Genomic DNA, 20,283 nt, shown 5'->3' with positions numbered 1-20,283 from the left:
GACGGTGCCGTGTGTCGGTGCTCGGCCCGGTCTTTCACACAGTGCGCGGGTGCCGCCGGGAGCGTGCGGACGGGAAGGTCGGGAGGAGGCTCCCCACCCCGACGGCTCAGCCTGCGAGGTACTCTCGCAGCCCGGCCGCGGCATCGGGGCATACGAAGCCGGTCGACTCGATCTTCGACAGGTCCAGCACGCTGTTGCGGGGGCGCGGCGCCACCGGGTCGGTCGCCGCCGCGAAATACTCCTCCGTCGACACCCCCGTCACCCGGGCCGGGTCGTGGCCACCCGCCGCGAACACGGCGCGAGCGACATCCGCCCACGACATCGGCTCGCCGCCGCCCGTGACGTGGTAGACCCCCGCCGCCGGCCGCTCCCGCAGGAGGTGCGTGATCGCCCGCGCCAGCTCGCCCGCGAACGTCAGCCGCCCGACCTGGTCGTCGACGACGCGAGGGTCGACGCCGCGTTCGGCCAGCGACACCATGGTCCGCACGAAGTTCTTCCCCTCGCCGATCACCCACGACGTGCGCAGCACGTAGTGAGCGGGCACGACGGATGCCGCCAGCTCGCCCGCCGCCTTCGACTGGCCGTAGACGCCCAGCGGGCGCACGGGGTCGTCCTCGCGGTAGGGCCGGTCGAGGGTGCCGTCGAAGACGTAGTCGGTCGACACGTGCACCAGCGTCAGGCGGTGCGCGGCGGCCACCCGGGCAAGCCCGGCCACGGCGGTCGCGTTGACCGCCCACGCCTGCTCGCGGCCTTCGGCGGTCTCCGCGGCATCCACCGCCGTGTGCGCGGCCGCGTTGATGATCGTGTCGTATTCACTCCACTGCCGCGCAGAACCGGCGTCGCCGGTCAGGTCGAACGTCGTCCGGTCGGCGAACTCCACGTGGCCCGCATCCGCGAACTGCGCCCGCAGGGCCGACCCGAGCTGCCCGTCCGCCCCGATCACCAGCGTCTTGCGCGGCGGCACGGGGGCGACATCCGCGAGCCGGGGGTGCGCGCGGTCCTTCGCCGACACCTCGACCTCATCGAGCGGAATCGGCCAGGGGATGCCGGCCGTCTCGTCGGCGAGGTTCAGGAACGTGTAGGCGGCATCCGGCGACCAGTGCTCGTTGACGAGGTAGCTGTAGGCGGTGTCGGCCTCGAGCGTCTGGTAGGCGTTGCCGACGCCGCGGGGCACGAAGATCGCGCGCGACGGGTCGATCTCGGCGGTGAACACGGCGCCGAACGTGGGTCCCTCGCGCAGGTCCACCCACGCGCCGAACACGCGTCCCGTGGCGACCGAGACCCACTTGTCCCACGGCTCGGCGTGGATGCCGCGGGTCGTGCCGACCGCGTCGTTGAACGACACGTTGTTCTGCACGGGCCCGAAGTCGGGCAGCCCGGCATCCACCATCTTCTGGCGCTGCCAGTTCTCCTTGAACCAGCCGCGCGCGTCGCCGTGCACGGGAAGGTCCCAGAGCGTCAGGCCCGGGATGGTGGTCTCGGTGCGGCGCAGGTCCTTGCCGAACTCCGTCAAAATCACTGCCCCTTCGCGGCGTAGAACGCCTCGGTCGCGTCTTTGGCGCCGGCCCACCACGCCTCGTTCTCGCGGTACCACTCGATGGTGGCGGCCAGCCCCGCCTCGAAGTCGCGGAATCGGGGCTCCCAGCCCAGTTCGGTGCGCAGCCGCGTGGAGTCGATCGCGTATCGCATGTCGTGACCGGCGCGGTCGGTGACGTGGTCGTACGCGTCGGCGGGCTCGCCCATGAGGGTGAGGATCAGCTCGACGACGTCCCTGTTGTTCTTCTCGCCGTCGGCGCCGATCAGGTAGGTCTCGCCGATCTCGCCCCGGTCGAGGATCGTGAGCACGGCAGAGGAGTGGTCGTCGGCGTGGATCCAATCGCGCACGTTCTCGCCCGCGCCGTAGAGCTTGGGGCGGATGCCGCGCAGCACGTTCGTGATCTGCCGGGGGATGAACTTCTCGATGTGCTGGAAGGGGCCGTAGTTGTTCGAGCAGTTCGAGATCGTCGCCTGCACCCCGAACGAGCGCACCCAGGCGCGCACCAGAAGATCGCTGCCCGCCTTGGTCGACGAGTAGGGGGAGGAGGGGTTGTAGGGGGTCGCCTCGGTGAACCGCTGGGGGTCGTCGAGCTCGAGGTCGCCGTAGACCTCGTCGGTCGAGATGTGGTGGAACCGCGTGCCGTGGCGGCGCGCGGCCTCGAGCAGCGTGTACGTGCCGATGATGTTGGTGTCGAGGAACGGCCGCGGGTCGTGCAGCGAGTTGTCGTTGTGGGATTCCGCGGCGTAGTGCACGACGGCATCCGCCTCGCCCATCAGCCGGTCGACCAGCTCCGCGTCGGCGATGTCGCCCTGCACGAAGGCGACGCGGCTCTCGGGTACCCCCGCGAGCGAGGCGCGGTTGCCGGCGTACGTCAGCTTGTCGAGCACGGTGACGTGGTGGTCGGTGTGGGCGACGACGTGGTGCACGAAGTTCGAGCCGATGAAGCCGGCGCCGCCGGTCACGAGAAGACGTGTCATTGAAGGCCCCGTTCCAGGATCTCGAGCAGGTAGCCGCCGTAGCCGGACTTGACGAGCTTCTCGGCGCGCTCGCGCAGCTGGTCGTCGCTGAGGAACCCCTGCCGCCAGCCGACCTCTTCGGGGGCGCCGATCTTCATGCCGGTGCGGCGCTCGATGGTGCGCACGTAGTCGCTCGCGTCGGTCATCTGGTCGAACGTCCCGGTGTCGAGCCATGCCGTTCCGCGCGGCAGCACCTGCACCTGCAGGTCGCCGCGGTCGAGGTAGGCGCGGTTCACATCCGTGATCTCGTACTCGCCGCGTGCGCTGGGCTTCAGACCGCGGGCGATCTCGACGACGTCGTTGTCGTAGAAGTAGAGCCCGGGGATGGCGTAGTTGCTGCGAGGAGCGGCCGGCTTCTCCTCGAGCGTGAGCGCCCGGCCGTCGCCGTCGAACTCGACCACGCCGTAGGCGGAGGGCTCGGCGACCCAGTAGGCGAAGATCGCGCCGCCCGAGACGTCGCGGTAGCGCTTGAGCTGGGTGCCCAGGCCCGGCCCGTAGAGCAGGTTGTCACCCAGCACGAGGGCGACGGAGTCGTCGCCGATGAAGTCCGCGCCGATCGTGAACGCCTGCGCGAGCCCGTCGGGGGAGGGCTGCTCGGCGAACGTGATCGACACCCCGAACTGCGACCCGTCCCCGAGCAGTCGCCGGAAGTGCGCCGCGTCGTGAGGGGTGGTGATCACCAGGATGTCGCGGATGCCGGCGAGCATCAGGGTCGACAGCGGGTAGTAGATCATCGGCTTGTCGTACACCGGCACCAGCTGCTTCGACACCCCGAGGGTGATCGGATGCAGCCGGGTGCCGGAGCCCCCGGCCAGGATGATGCCCTTCATCGATGTCCCCCCGAACCTCGGTTGTGTGGCCGCGTGTTTCCCACGGGTCAAAACTACCGGGTGCGGGCTGTGGCCCGAGCCGGACGGGCGGGCGTGCACAACTGCGGGGCGCCCGGCCGACACCCCGGCGAAGTGACGGATGCCGCGGCGCGTCGTCGCCCGCAGCCGCAGTTGTGCTCGGCCGCGGCCCCGCATCCCCGCATCCGCCCGCCGGCGGCTCAGTCAGGGAACGGAAGCACCCGCACTGCGCCGCCGCGCGCCCCGCATCCGCCCCGCCGCCTTGATCGCCTCGATGACGACGAAGCAGACGAGCCCGTAGGCCAGGGCGACCGCCCACTGCCCCGCGGTGAGCGGTGCCGAGCCGAACCACACGTGGAAGGGCGGCAGGTAGGTGTAGGCCGTCTGCAGCACCGCGAGGGCGGCCAGCGAGACCCAGATGATCCGATTGCCGGTGAGGACCTGCCGGGTGAAGCCGGACCGGTGCAGCAGGCGCACGTTGAACAGGGTCGTGGCCTGCACGACCACCAGCACTGTGACGGCTGCGGCGCGCGCGGCATCGAGCTCGGCACCGGAGGCCAGCGCGGCGAAGAACGCGGTCGTCGTCGCGGCGGCCACGACGATGCCGATCCCGGTGATGGCCACGAGATTGCCCGACAGGATCGACTCGCCCGGTGCGCGCGGAGGGCGCTGCATCGTGCCCGGCTCGACCGGTTCGTAGGCGAAGGCCAGCGACAGGGTGACGGCGGTGACGAGGTTGACCCAGAGGATCTGCGTGGGCTGCAGGGGGTCGGCGAAACCGGCCACGACCGCGGTGAAGACGACGAGCGACTGGCCGAGGGTCGCCGCGAGGATGAAGACGATCGCCTTCTGCAGGTTGGCGTACACGCGCCGGCCCTCGCGCACGGCCCGCTCGATCGTGGCGAAGTTGTCGTCGGCGAGCACGACGTCGGAGGCGTCTTTCGCGGCCTCCGTCCCCTTCATGCCCATCGCCACCCCGACGTCGGCGCGGGTCAGGGCCGGCGCGTCGTTCACCCCGTCGCCGGTCATGGCCACGACCTCGCCGAGCGACTGCAGCGCTCCGACGATGCGCAGCTTGTGCTCCGGGCTGGTGCGCGCGTAGACGTCGACGTGCGGCACCCGCGCCCGTAGCTGCTCGTCGTCGATCCCGTCGAGGTCCGTGCCGGTGAGCACGTCCGTGCCGGCCGGCTCGCTCTTCGTCCCTCCGAGCCCCATCTCGCTCGCGATCGCGCGCGCGGTGAGGCCGTGGTCGCCGGTGATCATCTTCACCCGCACCCCGGCCTCCCGACACTCCCGGATCGCGGCCGTCGCCTCGGGCCTCGGCGGGTCGGCGATGGCGACGATGCCCACCATCACCAGGTCGCGAAGATCCGCGGGCTCGACGCTCGCGGCATCCGGGGGCATGTCTCGACGCGCGGCCGCGAGCACCCGCATGCCCTGCGCCGTATACGCATCGACGAGCGACTGCCACCGGTCGCGGTCGATCGGCTCGTGGCCCCCTTCGGCGCTGAGCTGGTGCGTGCACAGCGTCAGCAGGCGGTCGGGGGCGCCCTTGACCGAGACGGATGCCGCTCCCTCTGCCGATCGATCGAGGGTGGCCATGTACTTGGCGTCGGAATCGAAGGGGATCTCATCCCGCCGGGTGAAACCGGTCAGGTCGATGCCCGCCTTGCGACCGAGGGTGACCAGCGCACCCTCGGTGGGGTCGCCGACGACGCGCCACTCGCCCGTCGCGGTGTGCTCGAGTTGAGCGTCGTTGCACAGCGCCAGGATGCGTGCGATCTCGCGCACCTCCGACGGCTCCGACGGCTCCCCCGCCTCGCCCGGCGCCGGTCCGTCGTCGTCGCGTCGCACGGCCCCGTGGGGCTCGTATCCCTCGCCCGTGACCGTGTACCGCGCCGTCGCGGTCGCCGCCGCCCGCACGGTCATCTCGTTCTTGGTCAGGGTGCCGGTCTTGTCGGTGCAGATCACCGTGACCGAGCCCAGCGTCTCGACGGCCGCGAGGCGGCGGGTGATCGCCCGTTGCGCGGCCATCTGCCGCACCCCGAGTGCCAGTGTTATCGTCACGACCGCCGGCAGGCCCTCGGGCACGGCCGCCACGGCGAAGGCGATGGCCGACGACAGCAGGGTCTCGAGCGGGTCGGCGTGCAGAACGAATCCGAGCCCGATCATCACGACCGTCAGAACGAGAACGGATGCCGTCAGCTGGCGCCCGAGCCGGTTGATCGAGCGGATGAGCGGGGTGTCGGCGCGCTCCACGTCGCGTACCAGCTGCTGGATGCGCCCGAGCTCGGTGCGCACCCCCGTTGCCGTGACGACCGCGATCGCCCGTCCCGCGACGATGACGGACCCGGCGTGCAGCATGTTGTGGCGATCGCCGAGCGGCGCATCGTGCTCCACGGTGTCGGTGTGCTTGGCGGTGGGCACGGCCTCGCCGGTCAGCGGGGCCTCATCCGCCCGCACGTCGCGCGCCTCGACCAGCCGCGCATCGGCGGGGGAGCGGTCGCCCGCGTGCACGCGGATGATGTCGCCGGGCACGAGCGCCACAGCCTCGGTATCGTGCCAGTCGCCGCCGCGTCTGACCGTCGCGTGCGGTGAGAGCATGCGCCGGATGCCGCGCAGCGCCTTCTCGGCCTGCCCCTCCTGTACGAAGCCGATGATGGCGTTGATCACGGCGACCGCGAGGATCACCGACGCGTCGATGTAATCGCCCGAGATGAGCTTGATCACGGCTGCGGCGAGGAGCACATAGATGATGGCGTTGTTGAACTTGGCGAGGAACCGCACGACGGGGTGCGTGCGCGTCGGCTCGGGAAGGCTGTTGGGTCCGAAGTGCTCGTGGCGCCGGTCGGCCTCGTGCCATTCGAGCCCGGCGTGAGCGGTGTCGAGGCCCTCGAGAACCTCGCCGGCGGGGTGCCCGTGGGGCCGGTTGGGGGAGCCCGCTGCGGCGGCGGGATGGTGGGTGAGGTCTTCGGGCGGGCGGGGTGGGCGTGCAGGCGGCACGTCGACTCACCCCGTGACGGTGCTGCTCGTCCGCTGGCCCGGGCCGTGCATGATGAGCACCGGGCAGCGGGCGTGCTGCGCGCACGCGGCGCTGACGGAGCCGAGCAGCATGCCGGCGAACCCGCCGCGGCCCCGGCTGCCGAGCACGAGCATCTCGGCGCCGTCGCTCCTGGCCACCAGGGCGCCCGCGGCCGGACCCGCGGCGATCGAGCGGGTGAGGCGTTCGGGTGGCCCGGACGGGAAGGCCGCGTCGATCGCGTCCGCGAGCGTCGCCGTCGCATCCTCCTCGGGAGACCAGGATTCCAACGCGAACGAGGCGTTGTACATCATCGGGAACTGCCAGGCGGTGATGGCCTCGATCGGCGCGTCGAGCGCATCGGCGAGCTGCGCCGCCTTTCGCAGGGCATCGATCGAGGGCGGCGACCCGTCGACTCCGACGATGATCGGCCTGGCATCCGTGTTCTCGCTCACGTGAGTGGTCCCTTCGTGTTCGCAGCACTGCTCGTACTCCGCTGCCCTTCTCACAGTAAGCGGCGGCGCGCGCGGGCGGTAGGTCGGTTATCGTCGATCGCACAGCGCCGTGTCCGCCTCGCGCGGCGCACGACGGCTGCCAGGGAGCGACGCATGCACGCACCGATCGTCACGCTGACGATGAATCCCGCCCTCGACATCTCGAGCTCGGTCGAGCGGGTGCGCCCCGAGCACAAGATGCGCTGCGGGCCGGCACGCTCCGACCCCGGGGGCGGCGGGGTGAACGTCTCCCGTGCGATGCAGAATCTGGGTGGCAGCCCCGTCACGGTCTATCCGCTGGGTGGAACGATCGGGGCCGCGTATCAGGGGTTCGCCGCGGATGCCGGCGTGGCCGGGCACGTGGTTCAGATCAGTGGTGAGACGCGCGAGAGCTTCACCGTCGACGAGACCGCGACCGGCGACCAGTACCGCTTCGTGCTGCCGGGGCCGACGCTGAGCGAGGATGAGTGGCGCGCGTGTCTCGAGGTCGTCGTCGAGCGGCTCCCGCACGGCGGGTATCTCGTTGCGAGCGGCAGCCTGCCACCCGGTGCGCCCACGGACTTCTACGCGATGATCGCTCGCGCGGTCGCCGCGCACGACGTGCGCCTCGTGGTGGATGCGTCGGGTCGCCCCCTGCGCGATGCGCTCGCCGAGGGTGTCTTCCTGATCAAGCCGAGCCGGGACGAGCTCGCCGAACTGGTCGGCGTGGACCGCGAGCTGCGCCCCGACGAGCAGCTCTCGGCCGCGCACGACCTGATCAGCGCGGGGCGCACGCAGGTGGTCGCCCTCACCCTGGGGTCGGCGGGCGCCCTCCTCGTCTCGGCTGACCGTTCCCTGCGGCTGCCGACGCCGAAGGTGAAGGTCGCCAGCCCGGTGGGGGCGGGCGATGCGTTTCTCGCCGCCCTGGTGCTGCGCCTGGCCGAGGGCAGGCCGCTCGACGAGGCGTTCACGACGGCCGTCGCCGCCGGCAGCGCCACCGCGATGATGCCCGGCACGCAGCTCTGCCGCGCCGAGGATGTCGCGCGGCTCGAGGCCGAGCTGTCGCCCTAGTCCCGGCCCGCGCGACGGTTCACCGGCCGTCCAGCTGCCGACGCCCGCCTCAGCGGATGCCGACGTGGAATCGAACCTCGTCGCTGCGGTGCAGCGCGTGGTACCGCTCGAATGGCACCCCGTCGGCGTCCCATGCGATCGACTCGATCGCCAAGACAGGCTGGCCCTGGTCCAACTCGAGCAGCTCGGCGTCCTCGGCGGATGGCACCACGGCGCTGATCCACCGGTCGGCTCCGCTCGGCTGCACGCCGAAGTTGCGGCGCAGGTGCTCGTACAGAGACCGGTTCACCAGGTTTGCTCGCACGAGCGTCGGAAAGCGGTGCGCGGGCAGGGTGGTGTCGACCAGCAGCCAGGGGATGCCATCGACGTGCCGGAGGCGCCGCAACCGGACGACGGGATCATCGATCTCTATCCGCAGCGCACTCGCGTCGTCGGCGTCGGCGATCCCGACATCGAAGGAGAGCACCCGCGTCGTCATCGATCGTCCGGCGGCGGCGAGATCGTCGGAGGAACCGGTCATCGAGCCGATGAACTTCAGATCGGGTCGCTGCGGTGAGACGAAGGACCCGCGTGCCCGCACTTTGTAGATCAGGCCGGCACGAACGAGTTCGGCGAGCGCCTCCCGTACGACCGTGCGAGAGACGCCGAAGCGGTCGATGAGCTCGGACTCCGAGGGCAGGGCCTGGTCGGGGCCCAGGCGACCACTCTGGATGTCTTCGCGCAGCACGCGTGCCAACTGCTGCCACAGGGGGGTATCGGCGTTCCGATCCAACACTGCGGGCGGTGACGTCGCCGGCATCGCGCTCCCCTCCCTCGCCTGGCTCATGGCGGTCACAGCGTACCAACGGCGTGCTTGACAGTGCGGCCGGTGCTCTCTACTGTGATCATCACCAACTCATCATGTCATACTCATCATGACAAGTTGCCGCGTTTCAGATGGGTCGGCAGGACACAGCACGAACGACACCGCGGCGGCCCGACACACGCAACGAAGCGAAACAGGAGAACCAGGACGATGAAGTTTTCACAGACGCGCCGCGCGTTCGGCGCAGCACTCGCGATCACCGCGGCCACGGCGATGTTCGTCGGCTGTGCCGGCGGCTCGGGCGGCGGGGATGCCGACGCCGGCGGCGAACCGGAAGGGCTGAACGTCGCGCTCTCGAACGGGTTTGTCAACGGGTGGCGGCTCACCCTGATCGACAAGTTCGAGACCGAGGCCGAAGCGCTCAAGGACGAGGGGATCATCGCGGATTACTCGGTCGTGAACGCCCCGGGGGAGAACAGCGCCACCGAACAGGCGTCGCAGATCCGCAGCCTCATGCTCGAGAACCCCGACGTGCTGATGGTCATCCCGGCCTCCTCTTCGGCCCTCGTGCCCGTGATCGAAGAGGCGTGCGCCGCAGACATCAACGTCATCATCCTCGACGCCGACATGGAGACCAGCTGTGGCACCGTCGTGCGCAACGACTACGCCCAGTGGGGCGAGGACTCCCTCATGCCCGCCCTCGAGGCGATCGAAGGCGAGGGGAACATCGTCCTGAATCGCGGTGTCATCGGCTCTCAGCCGGAGGAGGCCTTCCACGCGCGTCAACTCGAGATCCTCGAGGACTACCCCGACGTCGAGGTCAGCGCCGAGGTCAACGGATACTGCGACTCCGCCACGGCGCAGAAGGAGATCGTCGCGATCCTCGGGTCACTGCCCGAGATCGACGCGGTGCCGGGTTGCATCGGCGGCATGGGCATCGTGCAGGCCTTCGAGTCGGCGGACCGGGAGGCCCCGGTCGTGGTGTTCGACACGGACGGCAAATCCCTCGAGTTCTGGCAGGAGAGCGGTATCGACAACGGCTCGTTCGCGACGCTCACCGACCCGGGCCAGGTCATCGCGGCGCTCCACGTCGCGATCGCGAAGGAGAGCGGTGAAGAGGTCCCCGAAGAGGTCGTTCTGCCTCTCGTCCAGATCTCGCAGGACAACCTTGACACCTGGGTTGCCGAACTGAGCACCGATGAGTACGCGGCGAACGCCTGGGATGCCGAATCGACTCAGGCGGCCATCGAAGCGCTGCTCAACGGCGAAGAGGTCCAGGCTCCGGTCGTCGAGTAGCGACCCGGCCGACCAGTTCGAAGGAGAACCCCATGACAGCTGCACCGGAGAACCCGGGCGCCCTCACCGCTGAAGTGAGTGACGCCGTGCTCACCGCCGTCGGCGTGACCAAGCGCTACGGCAGCACGACAGCCCTCGCCGACATCGACCTCGCGGTCGGGCGAGGGGAGATCCTCGGACTGGTCGGCCACAACGGTGCCGGCAAGAGCACCCTGATGCGCGTACTCGCCGGGCGGGAGCGGCCGGATGACGGTCGCGTCACCTGGCATGCCGGCGGCGAGTGGACGCAGAAGAGCGCAGCGGACGCGGGCGTCCGGATGATCTATCAGGAACTCGCGCTCTGCCCGGACCTGACGGTCGCCGAGAACATCGCGCTGTCGGACCGGGCGGCTCGCGGATGGACGTGGCGGCGTCGCGCCGAGCGCGACATCGCCGATGCCCTGGACACCGTCTTTCCCGGCCATGGGATCAGCATCGTACGCCGCACGAGCGACCTGTCGATGGCGCAACGGCAGATGGTCGAGATCGCGCGGGCACTGTGCACCCCGCGTCTGTCGATGCTGATCCTCGACGAGCCCACCGAGTCGCTGAGCGTCGATGCGACCCGTCAGCTGTACACACACCTACGCCGGCTCACCGAGCAGGGCATCAGCATGGTGCTGATCTCGCATCGCATGCAGGAGGTGCTCGCCGCCGCCGACCGCATCGCTGTCATGAAGGACGGCCGCGTCGTCGAGGTGGTGGCCACCGCTTCCACCGATGAGGACGCTCTCCTCGCCGCCATGGGCGGAGAGGTGCGCGCCGACACGGCGACGTTCCGTCGCGTGACGTCCGACGCCGGCGACAAGGGCGCTCGGTCGGAAGGGGTCGTCGCCCGCGTGGCCGAGGCGGGGTCGCGACCCTTCGTCGTGGGAGCGGGCGAGATCGTCGGGCTCGCAGGCCTGGCCGGACACGGCCAGGATGCCCTGCTGCGCCGGCTGTGGGCGAACGCCCGCGGGGCGACGGTCACCAAGAGGCGGGCATACGTTCCCGGCGACCGACAGACCAGCGGCATCTTTCCGCTCTGGAGTGTGGCTGAGAACCTCACAGTCTCGGCAACACGGCGTCTGTCCGTGGCCGGAGTCATCCGCTCGGCCCCCAAGCGCAGGCTCGCAGCTGAATGGGTCGACCGCCTGAAGGTCAAGGGCGGCGCCAGAGCCCCCATCACGTCGCTTTCGGGTGGCAACCAGCAGAAAGTTCTCGTCGCTCGCGGTTTCGCCGCCGATGCCGCGCTGGTGCTCCTGGACGACCCGTTCCGCGGTGTCGATGTCAGCACCAAGAACGAGCTGTACGCCCTCATGCGAGTCGAAGCCTCACGGGGGCGCTCGATCGTCTGGTATTCGACGGAGAACAGCGAGATGGCGCACTGCGATCGCGTCTATGTCTTCCGCTCGGGACGCATCGTGAGCGAGCTGTCGGGCGACGAGATCACCGAAGACCGCATCATCGCCGACTCTTTCGGCGAGTCCCGAACCGAGGAGCCGGTCCGATGACGACCACCGCCCCCGCCTCCACTCCCACCTCGCCCCAGCGATTGCGCTCCAGCGCGGTCAACGGCTCGCCCGCACTGCTGGCACTCGGTGCCCTCGTGGTGATCTTCGTGATCACCGCGACGCTCCAGCCCGGCATCCTGAGCGTGCCGGGCCTGACTCTGATGCTGATGTCGTCGGTGCCGCTCGTGCTCGCGGCGCAGGCACAGATGGTCATCATGAGCGTCGGCGACATCGATTTGAGCGTCGGATTTCTCGTCGGCCTGATCACCGTCATCGCAGCGACCGTGCTGGCGGAGACGCCCCTGCTCGCCGTCGCGATGATCCTCGGCATCGTCTGCGTCTACGGGCTCATCGCCGTCACCGTGCAGAAGTGGTCGGCGCCATCGATCATCGTCACGCTCGGGATGTCGTTCGTCTGGCTGGGCCTCGGGCTGCAGATCCTTCCCACCCCGGGCGGTCAGACGCCGCTGTGGTTGTCGGCACTGTCGCAGTGGCGTCCGACATGGTTCCCGGCGCCACTGGTCTTCATCGTCCTCGCGACACTCGTCGGCTGGTACGTCACTCGGCGCGCCCTGATCGGCACGCGGATGCGGGCACTCGGCTCGCAGCCCGCGACGCTCGAGAAGGCCGGCGTGTCGTTGCTCGGCACCCGTATCGCCGCCTACGCGATCGCCGCCGTCCTGATGGTGCTCGCCGGCCTGCTCCTGGCGTCGCAGACCTGGTCGGGCGACATCAACTCGGCGGGGGAGTTCACGCTCATGACCATCGCCGCGGTGATCCTCGGCGGCGGAACGTTCTCGGGAGGCCGCGCGCTCCCGATCGGCACCACGCTCGGCGCGGTGACCCTGGGCCTCATCACGGTGCTGCTCAGCCTGATCAACCTTCCTTCGAGCTGGCAGTCCGCGGCACAGGGCGTCATCGTCCTCGCGGTCCTCGCCGGCCGCATCGTCACGGAGAAGCTCGCGCGATGAACACCTCTGCCTCACCTTCCGCTTCTGCCCGTCGCGCTCTTCCGTGGCCCCCGTGGGGCTGGTCGCTCCTCGGAGTCGCGGTGGTCTGGATCGTCACGATCATCGTGCGCCCGGGGGCCCCGCTCGATCCCCTCGGGCAGGCGTTCTCGCTCGCGCCGTTCCTCGCTCTCGTTGCGCTGGGACAGATGCTGGTCATCACCCTCGGGCCGGGCAACATCGACGTCTCGGTCGGCACCGTGATCTCGATGAGCTCGTACGTCTCGGTCGCCGTGGGGGCGGCAGCCGGCCCCGTCGCCGGTCTCGCTGCCGGTTTCGGGGCGGGACTCGCAGCCGGCGGAATCAGCGTTCTGGCGATCCTGCTGCTTCGCGTGCCGCCCATCATCGCCACGCTTGCGACGAGCTTGATCGTCACCAGCGCGACGCTGCTGCTCGCCGGTGAGGCGCGTGGGGGTGCCGACCCTGCGCTGCGCGCTTTCGTCAACGCCAAGCTCCTCGGCGTGCCGGTGATCGCGCTGGTGGTCGCGCTCATCACCCTGGCGATCTGGTTCATGCTGCGCCGCACCCATCTCGGCTTGTCGATCATCGCGGTGGGCCAGAGCTCGCGGGCCGCCGAGCGCGCAGGCATCCGCGTCGCCGCTGTCACCGCCACGGCCTACCTGCTGAGCGCCGGTTTCGCCGGCCTCGTCGGCGGGTTGCTCGCTGCGTACATCTCGCCCAGCACCGTGCTCGGCACCTCTTACATGCTCGATTCGATCGCCGTCGTCGTGATCGGCGGCACCCTCATCGCGGGTGGGCGTCCCGTGCCCGTCGGAGTCTGGACGGGAGCGCTCTTCTTCGTGTTGCTTTCGGGCCTACTCAACCTCGTCGGGTGGTCCGTCGGCGCACAGAACGTGCTCAAGGGCGTTCTTGTCGTGCTGGTCGTGGTCGTCGCCTCCGCGACCACCGGAACCGGCCGCAACACGCTGCGACGCCTCCGCCACTCGTTTTCCTCCGGCTCGCCGACGGCGACGCCTTCCCCATCGACACAGAAGGAGACCATCCATGGCTGACCTCGACGACATCCGCGAAGGCACCGATTACACCGGAGCGGACGCCCGAGAGACCGGCTCGCAGCTGAAGGGGATGTCCGGCCAGGACTGGGGCCTGCGGGCCCGCATGTCGCGCGTGTTCAGCCCCGCCGATGGCAAGACCGTCATGCTGGCGTTCGACCACGGGTACTTCCAGGGTCCGACATCGGGTCTCGAGCGTCTCGATCGCTCGATCCTCCCGCTCGTCCCGCAGGCGGACGCGCTCATGTGCACACGCGGCGCCCTGCGCACGACGATCCCCGCCGACAACGGCAAGGGCGTTGTGCTGCGGGCATCGGGCGGACCCAGCGTGCTGAAGGAGCTCTCGAACGAGGAGCTCGCCGTGTCGATCGACGACGCGGTGCGTCTGGATGCCGCTGCCCTCGCCGTCCAGGTCTTCGTCGGAGGCGAGAACGAGACCAAGTCGATCAAGAACATGACGACGCTCGTCGACCAGGGCCAGGCCGCGGGCATTCCCGTACTCGCGGTGACCGCCGTGGGCCGTGACATGGTGCGAGACGCCCGCTACTTCCGTCTCGCAACGCGCATCAGCGCGGAGCTGGGGGCGGCGTTCGTCAAGACGTACTACGTGGAGGAGGGCTTCGAGACCATCACGAGTGCCTGCCCGGTGCCGATCGTCATCGCAGGGGGCAAGAAGGTCGAGGAGAAGGAAGCTCTGCGCGTTGCGTACCGCGCCATCCAGGAGGGCGCCGCCGGAGTCGACATGGGGCGCAACGTGTTCCAGTCCGAGCACCCCGAGGCGATGCTGTCGGCCGTGCGCGGCGTCGTCCACGACGCTCTCACACCGGACGAGGCGTTCGACCTCTTCCAGACCCTCTCCCACTGACCGGTCGCGGGGCGCCCCCCGGCGCCCCGCGGGCCCCCCCGCCCCCCCCCCGCCCCCGGGGGGGGGGGGCCCCCGCCGCCCCCCCCCCCCCCGGGGGGGGGGGGGGGGGGGGGGGGGGGCCCCCCCCCCCCCCCGCGACTCCCTCCCGAAGACGACCTGCCAGGCTCATAGGAGGAAGATCCCGTCGAGCACGCCGGGGTTGTGGGCGTGGACCAGCACCAGGAAGACCACCGCGTCGAAGAGAAGGTGGACGGTCACCACGTACGCGAGCGACCGGGTGCGCATGAAGATGAATCCCTGCAGCAGGGCGAACGGGATCGTCAGCGCCGGCCCCCAGGCCTGGTACCCCAGCTCCCAGAGGAACGAGACGAAGACGACGGCCTGCAGCAGGTTGGCCTGCCAGTCCGGAAAATGTCGCCGCAGCAACGCGAACACGGTGCAGATGAAGAACAGCTCGTCCCAGATCCCCACCGCGCCGACGCCGACGAACAGCCGCGCGATGAGCGACGGCGTGTCGACGACGGGCCAGTTCGCGTAGACGCCCGACGTGATGAAGTAGTACGGCAGGATCAGCCAGCCGAGCACGAGCACGAGCACGAGCCACGACCATTGGAACCACGACCATCGGCCGCCGCCGCGCCAGGGGAATCGGATGGCGTAATCGCCGAAGGCGAAGCGCGAAAGCAGGTACGGCACCGCCACGGCTCCGCCGAGCGCCAGTCCGAACCGCACCATGGCGACGTTGTCGAGCTCGGCCTTGAGCGGGATGACGCTCACGATGAGCATGCCCACCGCGATCAGAGCGAGGTCGCGGAACAGGCTCGGGGCGCGAGAAGACCGCGCGTCCCCCTGTTCGATCGCAGCGCCCGCGCGATCCGGCATCCGGCCGGCGAGCACCCAGGCGAGCGCCACCCCCACGGCGAGCAGCACCCAGCCGAGCCACGTGATGCGGGCGACGAAGAAGGCCGGTGCGGCGAGGCAGACGACGACAGCGGGCAGCAGCCCGATCTGCAGCCGCGGCCGGGTCGCGGCGACGGGGGTTCCGTGCGCCGTCACGGCCGGTCCCGCCGGCGGTAACGCAGGTCGCGGATGTGACGGCCGACGCGAAGCCCCTTGCGTTCGAACGCGGTCATCGTGCGCCCCTCGAAGCGCGGCGCCCAGTCGCCCTCGAAAGCGCGATCGAGCTCGGGCGACGCGTCCCACACGTCGCGCATCTGCACCGCGTACGCCTGCCAGTCCGTGGCGACCCGCAGCATCCCGCCGTCGGCGAGGGCACGTGCGAGCACCGGCGCGAAATCGGGTTGGACGAGGCGACGCTTGGTGTGACGCTGCTTGTGCCAGGGGTCAGGGAAGAACACCCAGACCTCGTCGGCTGCCCCTTCCGGAAGCAGCGAGGCGAGCACTTCGGGAGCGTTCGCCTCGATCAGCCGCAGGTTGGTCACCCCTGCCCGATCGGCATCCAGCATCGTGCGTGCCAGACCGGCCTGGAAGACCTCGATCGCGAGGAAATCATCGTGCGGATGCTGCGCCGCGGCGTGCACGATCGCGTGACCCTGGCCGGACCCGATCTCGACGATCAGCCGGGCCCGGCGACCGAACTCCCGCTCCGGCTCGAGCCGGGCGTCGGGGTGCACCGACGTCGCCCCCTCGTCGCGGGGGATGTCGAGCAGATAGCGCGGCGAGAGCTCGCGCCACGCGCGATCCTGCGCCTCCGACATCCGTCCGCTGCGGCGCACGAACGACAGGGGTCGATCGCGGAATCCACGCCGGGGCTGGTCGATGTCGAAGTCGGGCACCTCCCCAGGCTACCGACCGGCCGCCGCGGCGCCGGCTCATTCGGCCGTCACGAAATCGATCAGCTCCTCGACGCGACCGAGGAGCGCGGGCTCGAGATCGCGATACGACGACACCGCGCCCAGCACGCGGCGCCACGCACGCGCCCGGTCGGCGGGGGTCTCCGACGGCCACCCGAGCGCGCGGCAGACCCCCGTCTTCCAGTCCTGGCCGCGGGGCACGTCCGGCCACGCGGTGATGCCGAGCGCTCGGGGCGTGACGCACTGCCAGACGTCCACCCACGGGTGGCCGACGATGAGCAGGTACGCTCCGTGGCGGGACCGCGCGAGCGCCTCGGCCGCGCGCGTCTCCTTGGACCCGGGGACGAGGTGATCGACGAGCACGCCGTACCGGCGGCGCGCCGTGGGCGGTTCGCTCTCGAGCAGCGCGGGCAGGTGGTCGATCCCCTCGAGGTACTCCACGACGACGCCCTCGACGCGCAGATCGTCCCCCCAGACCTTCTCGACGAGCTCGGCGTCATGGCGGCCTTCGACGAGGATCCTGCTGGCGCGCGCCGTGCGGGCGGGGGCGTCGGCGACCGCGAAAGAGCCGGATGCCGTGCGCCCCGGCGCGCCCGGCTTCTCGCGCGCCGGAGGGTCGAGCTGCACGAGCGCCCCGTCGATCATGAATCCGGGCCCGAGCGGGAACTGGCGCCGGCGGCCGTGTCGGTCTTCGAGCTCCACGGTGCCGGAGCGCACATCGGTGACGGCGCCGCACCAGTCGTCGCCCGCCAGCTCGACGACCATTCCGAGTTCGACGGGCACACGCGGCACGGGCGTGCTGCGTCGCTCGCGCCAGCCCGCCGCGAGCACATCAGCGCCGTATCTGTCGTCCATGCATCCTCCCGAACCGCGCCAGCCTATGGCGATCACACGGCAGCGCGGCGGTGCGACACCCGAGCGGGGACGCACGCGGCGTAGCCCGTTCCGCCCATGCCGCGGCCCGCATAGACTGGGGCGTCGTGGGGATACCGAGGACCCTCGAGGGCGGTGGCGTGATGGGCGGACGCACACGGCCCGGGCTCTTCCGGGCCAACGTCCCGCTGATGCTCGCGCTCGGGATGCTGCTGGTGCTTGCTCCGGCGTGGGCCGCGTCCGCGGCGGCCCCGGTCACCCTCGGCGCCGGCTATGTCGTCGATGAGGCCGGTGTCCTGACCGCCGCGGAGGAAGCAGATGCCCAGGCGGCCCTCCAGCGGCTGCAGGAGCGGACGGGCATCGACCTGTGGGTGGTGTTCGTGGACGCCTTCGCCGACCCGGCGAGCCCCGAGGCGTGGGCAAACGCGACGGCCGAGCTCAACGGTCTCGGACCGCACCAGTACCTGCTGGCGGTGGCGGTGCAGACCAGGCAGTTCTATGTCTCGGGGGATGCCGCCGGACCCGTGCCCTTCGACCGGCTGGGCGAGATAGAGCAGAACGACATCCAGCCTGCGCTCGCAGCCGGTGAGTGGGTCGGCGCCGTGAACGCCGCGGTCGACGGCGTCGCCGCTGCCGTCGACCCCGACGACGAGGCGGGTTCGTTCCCGACCGCACTCGTCGTGGTCCTCGGTCTGCTCGTGCTCGCCGGTGTCATCGTCGCGATCGTGCTGGCGCGCCGCACGCGGCGGGGTGCGACGGCGCAGGCCGGAGGCAGGACGACACCGCCCGGGGCGAAGGCGCCGACCGTCGGCATGAACGCCCCCGTCACCGACGAGGAACTCGCCCGGCGCACGGCGTCGGCGCTGATCGCCACCGACGACGCCGTGCGCACGAGCGCGCAGGAGGTGGACTTTGCGCGCGCCCAGTTCGGCGACGCCGCGACGGCCGATTTCGCGGCCACGCTCGCGCGGGCGCGAACAGATCTGGCGGAGGCGTTCTCACTGCAGCAGCGCCTCGACGACGACGAACCCGACGCCGCGGCGGATGTGCGGGCATGGCGCTCGCGCATCCTCGAACTCTGCGAACGCGCGAGCGCGTCGCTCGACGCGAAGACCGCGGCCTTCGACGAGCTGCGCGAACTGGAGCGCACGGCTCCTGCCGCGATCGAAGCGGCTCGCGGTGCACACGCCGCCCGTGAGTCGGGTCTGGATGCGGCCGCCGCCGCACTCGCAGAGCTGCAGGGACGCTTCGCGCCCGAGGAGCTCTCGCCCGTCGTCGACAATCCGGCCCAGGCGCGCGATCGCCTCGACTGGGCGGCGGAGCGGCTCGACGAGGCGACGCGGGCGGTCGAGTCGGGCCGCGCCGCCGACGCCGCCCTCGAGATCACGGCGGCCGAGGATGCGATCGCGCAGGCGGGCCGTCTCGAAGCCGCGATCGCCGCACGCGGCGACGACCTCTCCGCGGCCGAGCGGCGCGGAGCGGAACTGCTCGCCGAGGTCGTCGCCGACGCGGCGGCGGCGCGCGTCCTGCCCGACGCGGACGGCCGCGTGGCGGGCGCGCTCTCGTACGCCGAGGCCGGCATCGGCGAGGCCCGCCGGCTGCTGCAGCCGCCCCGCCGACCCCTGGCCGCCCTCGACGTCCTGCGGTCCGCGGATGCCCGGCTGGACGAGGCCCTGGCCCATGCACGGGATGCCCTCGAACGAGCCCGGCGCACCGAACGCGCGCGCGACGCCGCGTTCGCGGGCGCGCAGGCGCAGATCGATGCGGCATCGAACTTCATCGCCGCGCGCCGAGGCGCCGTCGGAGCGACCGCGCGCACGCGCCTGGCCGAGGCCGATACGGTGCTGGCGTCGGCCCGCAGCGGCGCCGCCGGTCCCGCCGCCGCCACGGCAGGTGCGCAGCGTGCGGCGGAACTCGCGGCGGCGGCCCTGCAGCAGGCGCAGCACGACCTGCGCGGCTTCACCGCCGATCACGGCGGCGGCGCCGGCGGATCGGCGCTCGGTGCCCTGATCGGCGGTGTCGTCCTGTCCTCCATGCTCGGCGGAGCATCGCGCCGCGGCGGTTTCGGCGGGGCGATCCCCGGCGGCCTCTTCGGCGGGGGAGGCGGCGCGCGCGGCTCGTCGCGTTCGCGTCGCGGCGGCGGCGGCTTCGGCGGCCTTCGCACCTCACGCGGACGACGCGGAGGCGGCCGCTTCTGAAGCGGCATCCCCTCGCCCCTCACGACCCTGAACACTCCAACGGAAGGAAGAACAGATGGCAAAGCAGTCCATCTTCGGCCGCATCTCGACACTCGTGAAGGCGAACGTCAACGCGTTGATCGACCAGGCCGAAGACCCGCAGAAGATGCTCGACCAGCTCGTGCGCGACTACACCAACAACATCGCCGACGCCGAGGCGGCGATCGCCGAGACGATCGGCAACCTGCGGCTGCTCGAGCGTGATCACCAGGAGGACGTGCAGGCCGCCACCGAATGGGGCAACAAGGCGCTCGCCGCCAGTCGCAAGGCCGACGAGCTGCGGACTTCGGGGCACACCGCGGATGCCGACAAGTTCGACAACCTGGCCAAGATCGCCCTGCAGCGCCAGATCGGCGAAGAGAACGAAGCACGTTCGGCCGAACCGCAGATCGCGACGCAGACCGAGGTCGTCGATCGCCTCAAGGACGGCCTGAACGGCATGAAGCAGAAGCTCGAGCAGCTGAAGACCAAGCGCTCCGAACTGCTCGCGCGTGCCAAGGTCGCGGAGGCGCAGACCAAGGTGCACGACGCGGTCCGCTCGATCGACGTGCTCGACCCGACCAGCGAGATCGGACGGTTCGAGGACAAGGTGCGCCGGCAGGAGGCCCTCGCGCAGGGCAAGGCCGAGCTGGCGGCGTCGAGCGTCGACGCGCAGTTCGAGAGCCTCGAGGACATCGGCGAGCTCACCGAGGTCGAGGCGCGGCTCGCGGCGTTGAAGACGGGTGGCACGTCGGCTCCGGCCATCGGCTCCTGATCACCTGAGCGGGTGCCCGGGCCGCCCCGGAGCCGGGCACCCGCGTATGGGGCTCTTCACGAACGAGGGTGTAGTGCGGGTCTGAAGCCTCCGGCTTCGAGTAGCGAGCGGGCGATGTAGTTC

General features: G+C 70.7%; 17 protein-coding genes. 8 read left to right on the top strand and 9 right to left on the bottom strand.

The window, feature by feature from the left end:
- Positions 1-106: 106 nt before the first annotated feature.
- From rfbD to M4I32_RS07055, 5 genes are all read right to left on the bottom strand, one after another.
- Positions 107-1,516, bottom strand: a complete 1,410-nt coding sequence (gene rfbD / locus M4I32_RS07075; protein WP_413466799.1) for a dTDP-4-dehydrorhamnose reductase — start codon at positions 1,514-1,516, stop codon at positions 107-109.
- Complete coding sequence (rfbB, locus tag M4I32_RS07070; RefSeq protein WP_319033778.1) at positions 1,516-2,514, bottom strand: dTDP-glucose 4,6-dehydratase; 999 nt, start codon at positions 2,512-2,514, stop codon at positions 1,516-1,518. Before rfbB ends, rfbD begins: the two co-directional genes overlap by 1 nt.
- On the bottom strand, positions 2,511-3,383 hold the full coding sequence (gene rfbA, locus M4I32_RS07065) for a glucose-1-phosphate thymidylyltransferase RfbA (protein WP_319033777.1): 873 nt from the start codon (positions 3,381-3,383) through the stop codon (positions 2,511-2,513). The genes rfbB and rfbA overlap by 4 nt, the downstream gene beginning before the upstream one ends.
- A gap of 222 nt (positions 3,384-3,605) precedes the next feature.
- The gene (locus M4I32_RS07060; protein WP_319033776.1) at positions 3,606-6,404 is read right to left on the bottom strand and encodes an HAD-IC family P-type ATPase; all 2,799 of its coding nucleotides are present in this window, start codon (positions 6,402-6,404) and stop codon (positions 3,606-3,608) included.
- Between the two features lie 6 nt (positions 6,405-6,410).
- On the bottom strand, positions 6,411-6,875 hold the full coding sequence (locus M4I32_RS07055) for a universal stress protein (protein ID WP_319033775.1): 465 nt from the start codon (positions 6,873-6,875) through the stop codon (positions 6,411-6,413).
- A 153-nt stretch (positions 6,876-7,028) separates the two neighbouring features.
- Between M4I32_RS07055 and M4I32_RS07050 the strand changes: the two genes are divergently transcribed.
- Complete coding sequence (locus M4I32_RS07050) at positions 7,029-7,964, top strand: 1-phosphofructokinase family hexose kinase (protein ID WP_319033774.1); 936 nt, start codon at positions 7,029-7,031, stop codon at positions 7,962-7,964.
- A gap of 49 nt (positions 7,965-8,013) precedes the next feature.
- On the opposite strand, the gene M4I32_RS07045 is transcribed toward M4I32_RS07050, so the two are convergent.
- Positions 8,014-8,763, bottom strand: coding sequence for a GntR family transcriptional regulator (locus M4I32_RS07045; RefSeq protein ID WP_319033773.1), 750 nt, complete (start codon positions 8,761-8,763; stop codon positions 8,014-8,016).
- A gap of 216 nt (positions 8,764-8,979) precedes the next feature.
- Between M4I32_RS07045 and M4I32_RS07040 the strand changes: the two genes are divergently transcribed.
- Genes M4I32_RS07040 through lsrF form a run of 5 tightly spaced genes read left to right on the top strand, consistent with a single transcriptional unit; the run spans position 8,980 to position 14,482 of the window.
- Positions 8,980-10,065, top strand: a complete 1,086-nt coding sequence (locus tag M4I32_RS07040; RefSeq protein WP_319033772.1) for a substrate-binding domain-containing protein — start codon at positions 8,980-8,982, stop codon at positions 10,063-10,065.
- Between the two features lie 32 nt (positions 10,066-10,097).
- Positions 10,098-11,597, top strand: coding sequence for a sugar ABC transporter ATP-binding protein (locus M4I32_RS07035; protein ID WP_319033771.1), 1,500 nt, complete (start codon positions 10,098-10,100; stop codon positions 11,595-11,597).
- A complete protein-coding gene (locus M4I32_RS07030) occupies positions 11,594-12,568 on the top strand; it encodes an ABC transporter permease (RefSeq protein WP_319033770.1) in 975 nt (324 codons plus the stop codon). Before M4I32_RS07035 ends, M4I32_RS07030 begins: the two co-directional genes overlap by 4 nt.
- Positions 12,565-13,617 carry an ABC transporter permease gene (locus tag M4I32_RS07025; protein ID WP_319033769.1) on the top strand — a complete coding sequence of 351 codons (1,053 nt, stop codon included), beginning with the start codon at positions 12,565-12,567 and terminating at the stop codon, positions 13,615-13,617. The genes M4I32_RS07030 and M4I32_RS07025 overlap by 4 nt, the downstream gene beginning before the upstream one ends.
- On the top strand, positions 13,610-14,482 hold the full coding sequence (lsrF, locus tag M4I32_RS07020) for a 3-hydroxy-5-phosphonooxypentane-2,4-dione thiolase (protein ID WP_319033768.1): 873 nt from the start codon (positions 13,610-13,612) through the stop codon (positions 14,480-14,482). The genes M4I32_RS07025 and lsrF overlap by 8 nt, the downstream gene beginning before the upstream one ends.
- Before the next feature lie 165 nt (positions 14,483-14,647).
- Here the strand turns inward: lsrF and M4I32_RS07015 are convergent, their stop codons facing one another.
- From M4I32_RS07015 to M4I32_RS07005, 3 genes are all read right to left on the bottom strand, one after another.
- Positions 14,648-15,538, bottom strand: a complete 891-nt coding sequence (locus M4I32_RS07015; RefSeq protein ID WP_319033767.1) for a CPBP family intramembrane glutamic endopeptidase — start codon at positions 15,536-15,538, stop codon at positions 14,648-14,650.
- Positions 15,535-16,200: a tRNA (guanosine(46)-N7)-methyltransferase TrmB gene (gene trmB, locus M4I32_RS07010; protein ID WP_319033972.1), complete on the bottom strand. Its 666-nt coding sequence runs from the start codon at positions 16,198-16,200 to the stop codon at positions 15,535-15,537. The genes M4I32_RS07015 and trmB overlap by 4 nt, the downstream gene beginning before the upstream one ends.
- Positions 16,201-16,314: 114 nt before the next feature.
- Positions 16,315-17,151: a DUF3097 domain-containing protein gene (locus tag M4I32_RS07005; protein ID WP_319033766.1), complete on the bottom strand. Its 837-nt coding sequence runs from the start codon at positions 17,149-17,151 to the stop codon at positions 16,315-16,317.
- A gap of 125 nt (positions 17,152-17,276) precedes the next feature.
- Between M4I32_RS07005 and M4I32_RS07000 the strand changes: the two genes are divergently transcribed.
- Positions 17,277-19,367, top strand: coding sequence for a TPM domain-containing protein (locus tag M4I32_RS07000; RefSeq protein WP_319033765.1), 2,091 nt, complete (start codon positions 17,277-17,279; stop codon positions 19,365-19,367).
- Positions 19,368-19,422: 55 nt separating this feature from the next.
- Complete coding sequence (locus M4I32_RS06995) at positions 19,423-20,160, top strand: PspA/IM30 family protein (RefSeq protein ID WP_319033764.1); 738 nt, start codon at positions 19,423-19,425, stop codon at positions 20,158-20,160.
- The last annotated feature ends 123 nt before the right edge of the window (positions 20,161-20,283 follow it).

The sequence above is a fragment of the Microbacterium sp. LRZ72 genome (genome assembly GCF_033792225.1).
Taxonomy (GTDB): domain Bacteria; phylum Actinomycetota; class Actinomycetes; order Actinomycetales; family Microbacteriaceae; genus Microbacterium.
The sequence above is the reverse complement of the archived record's forward strand: the minus strand, read 5'-3'. Positions and strand labels throughout refer to the sequence as shown.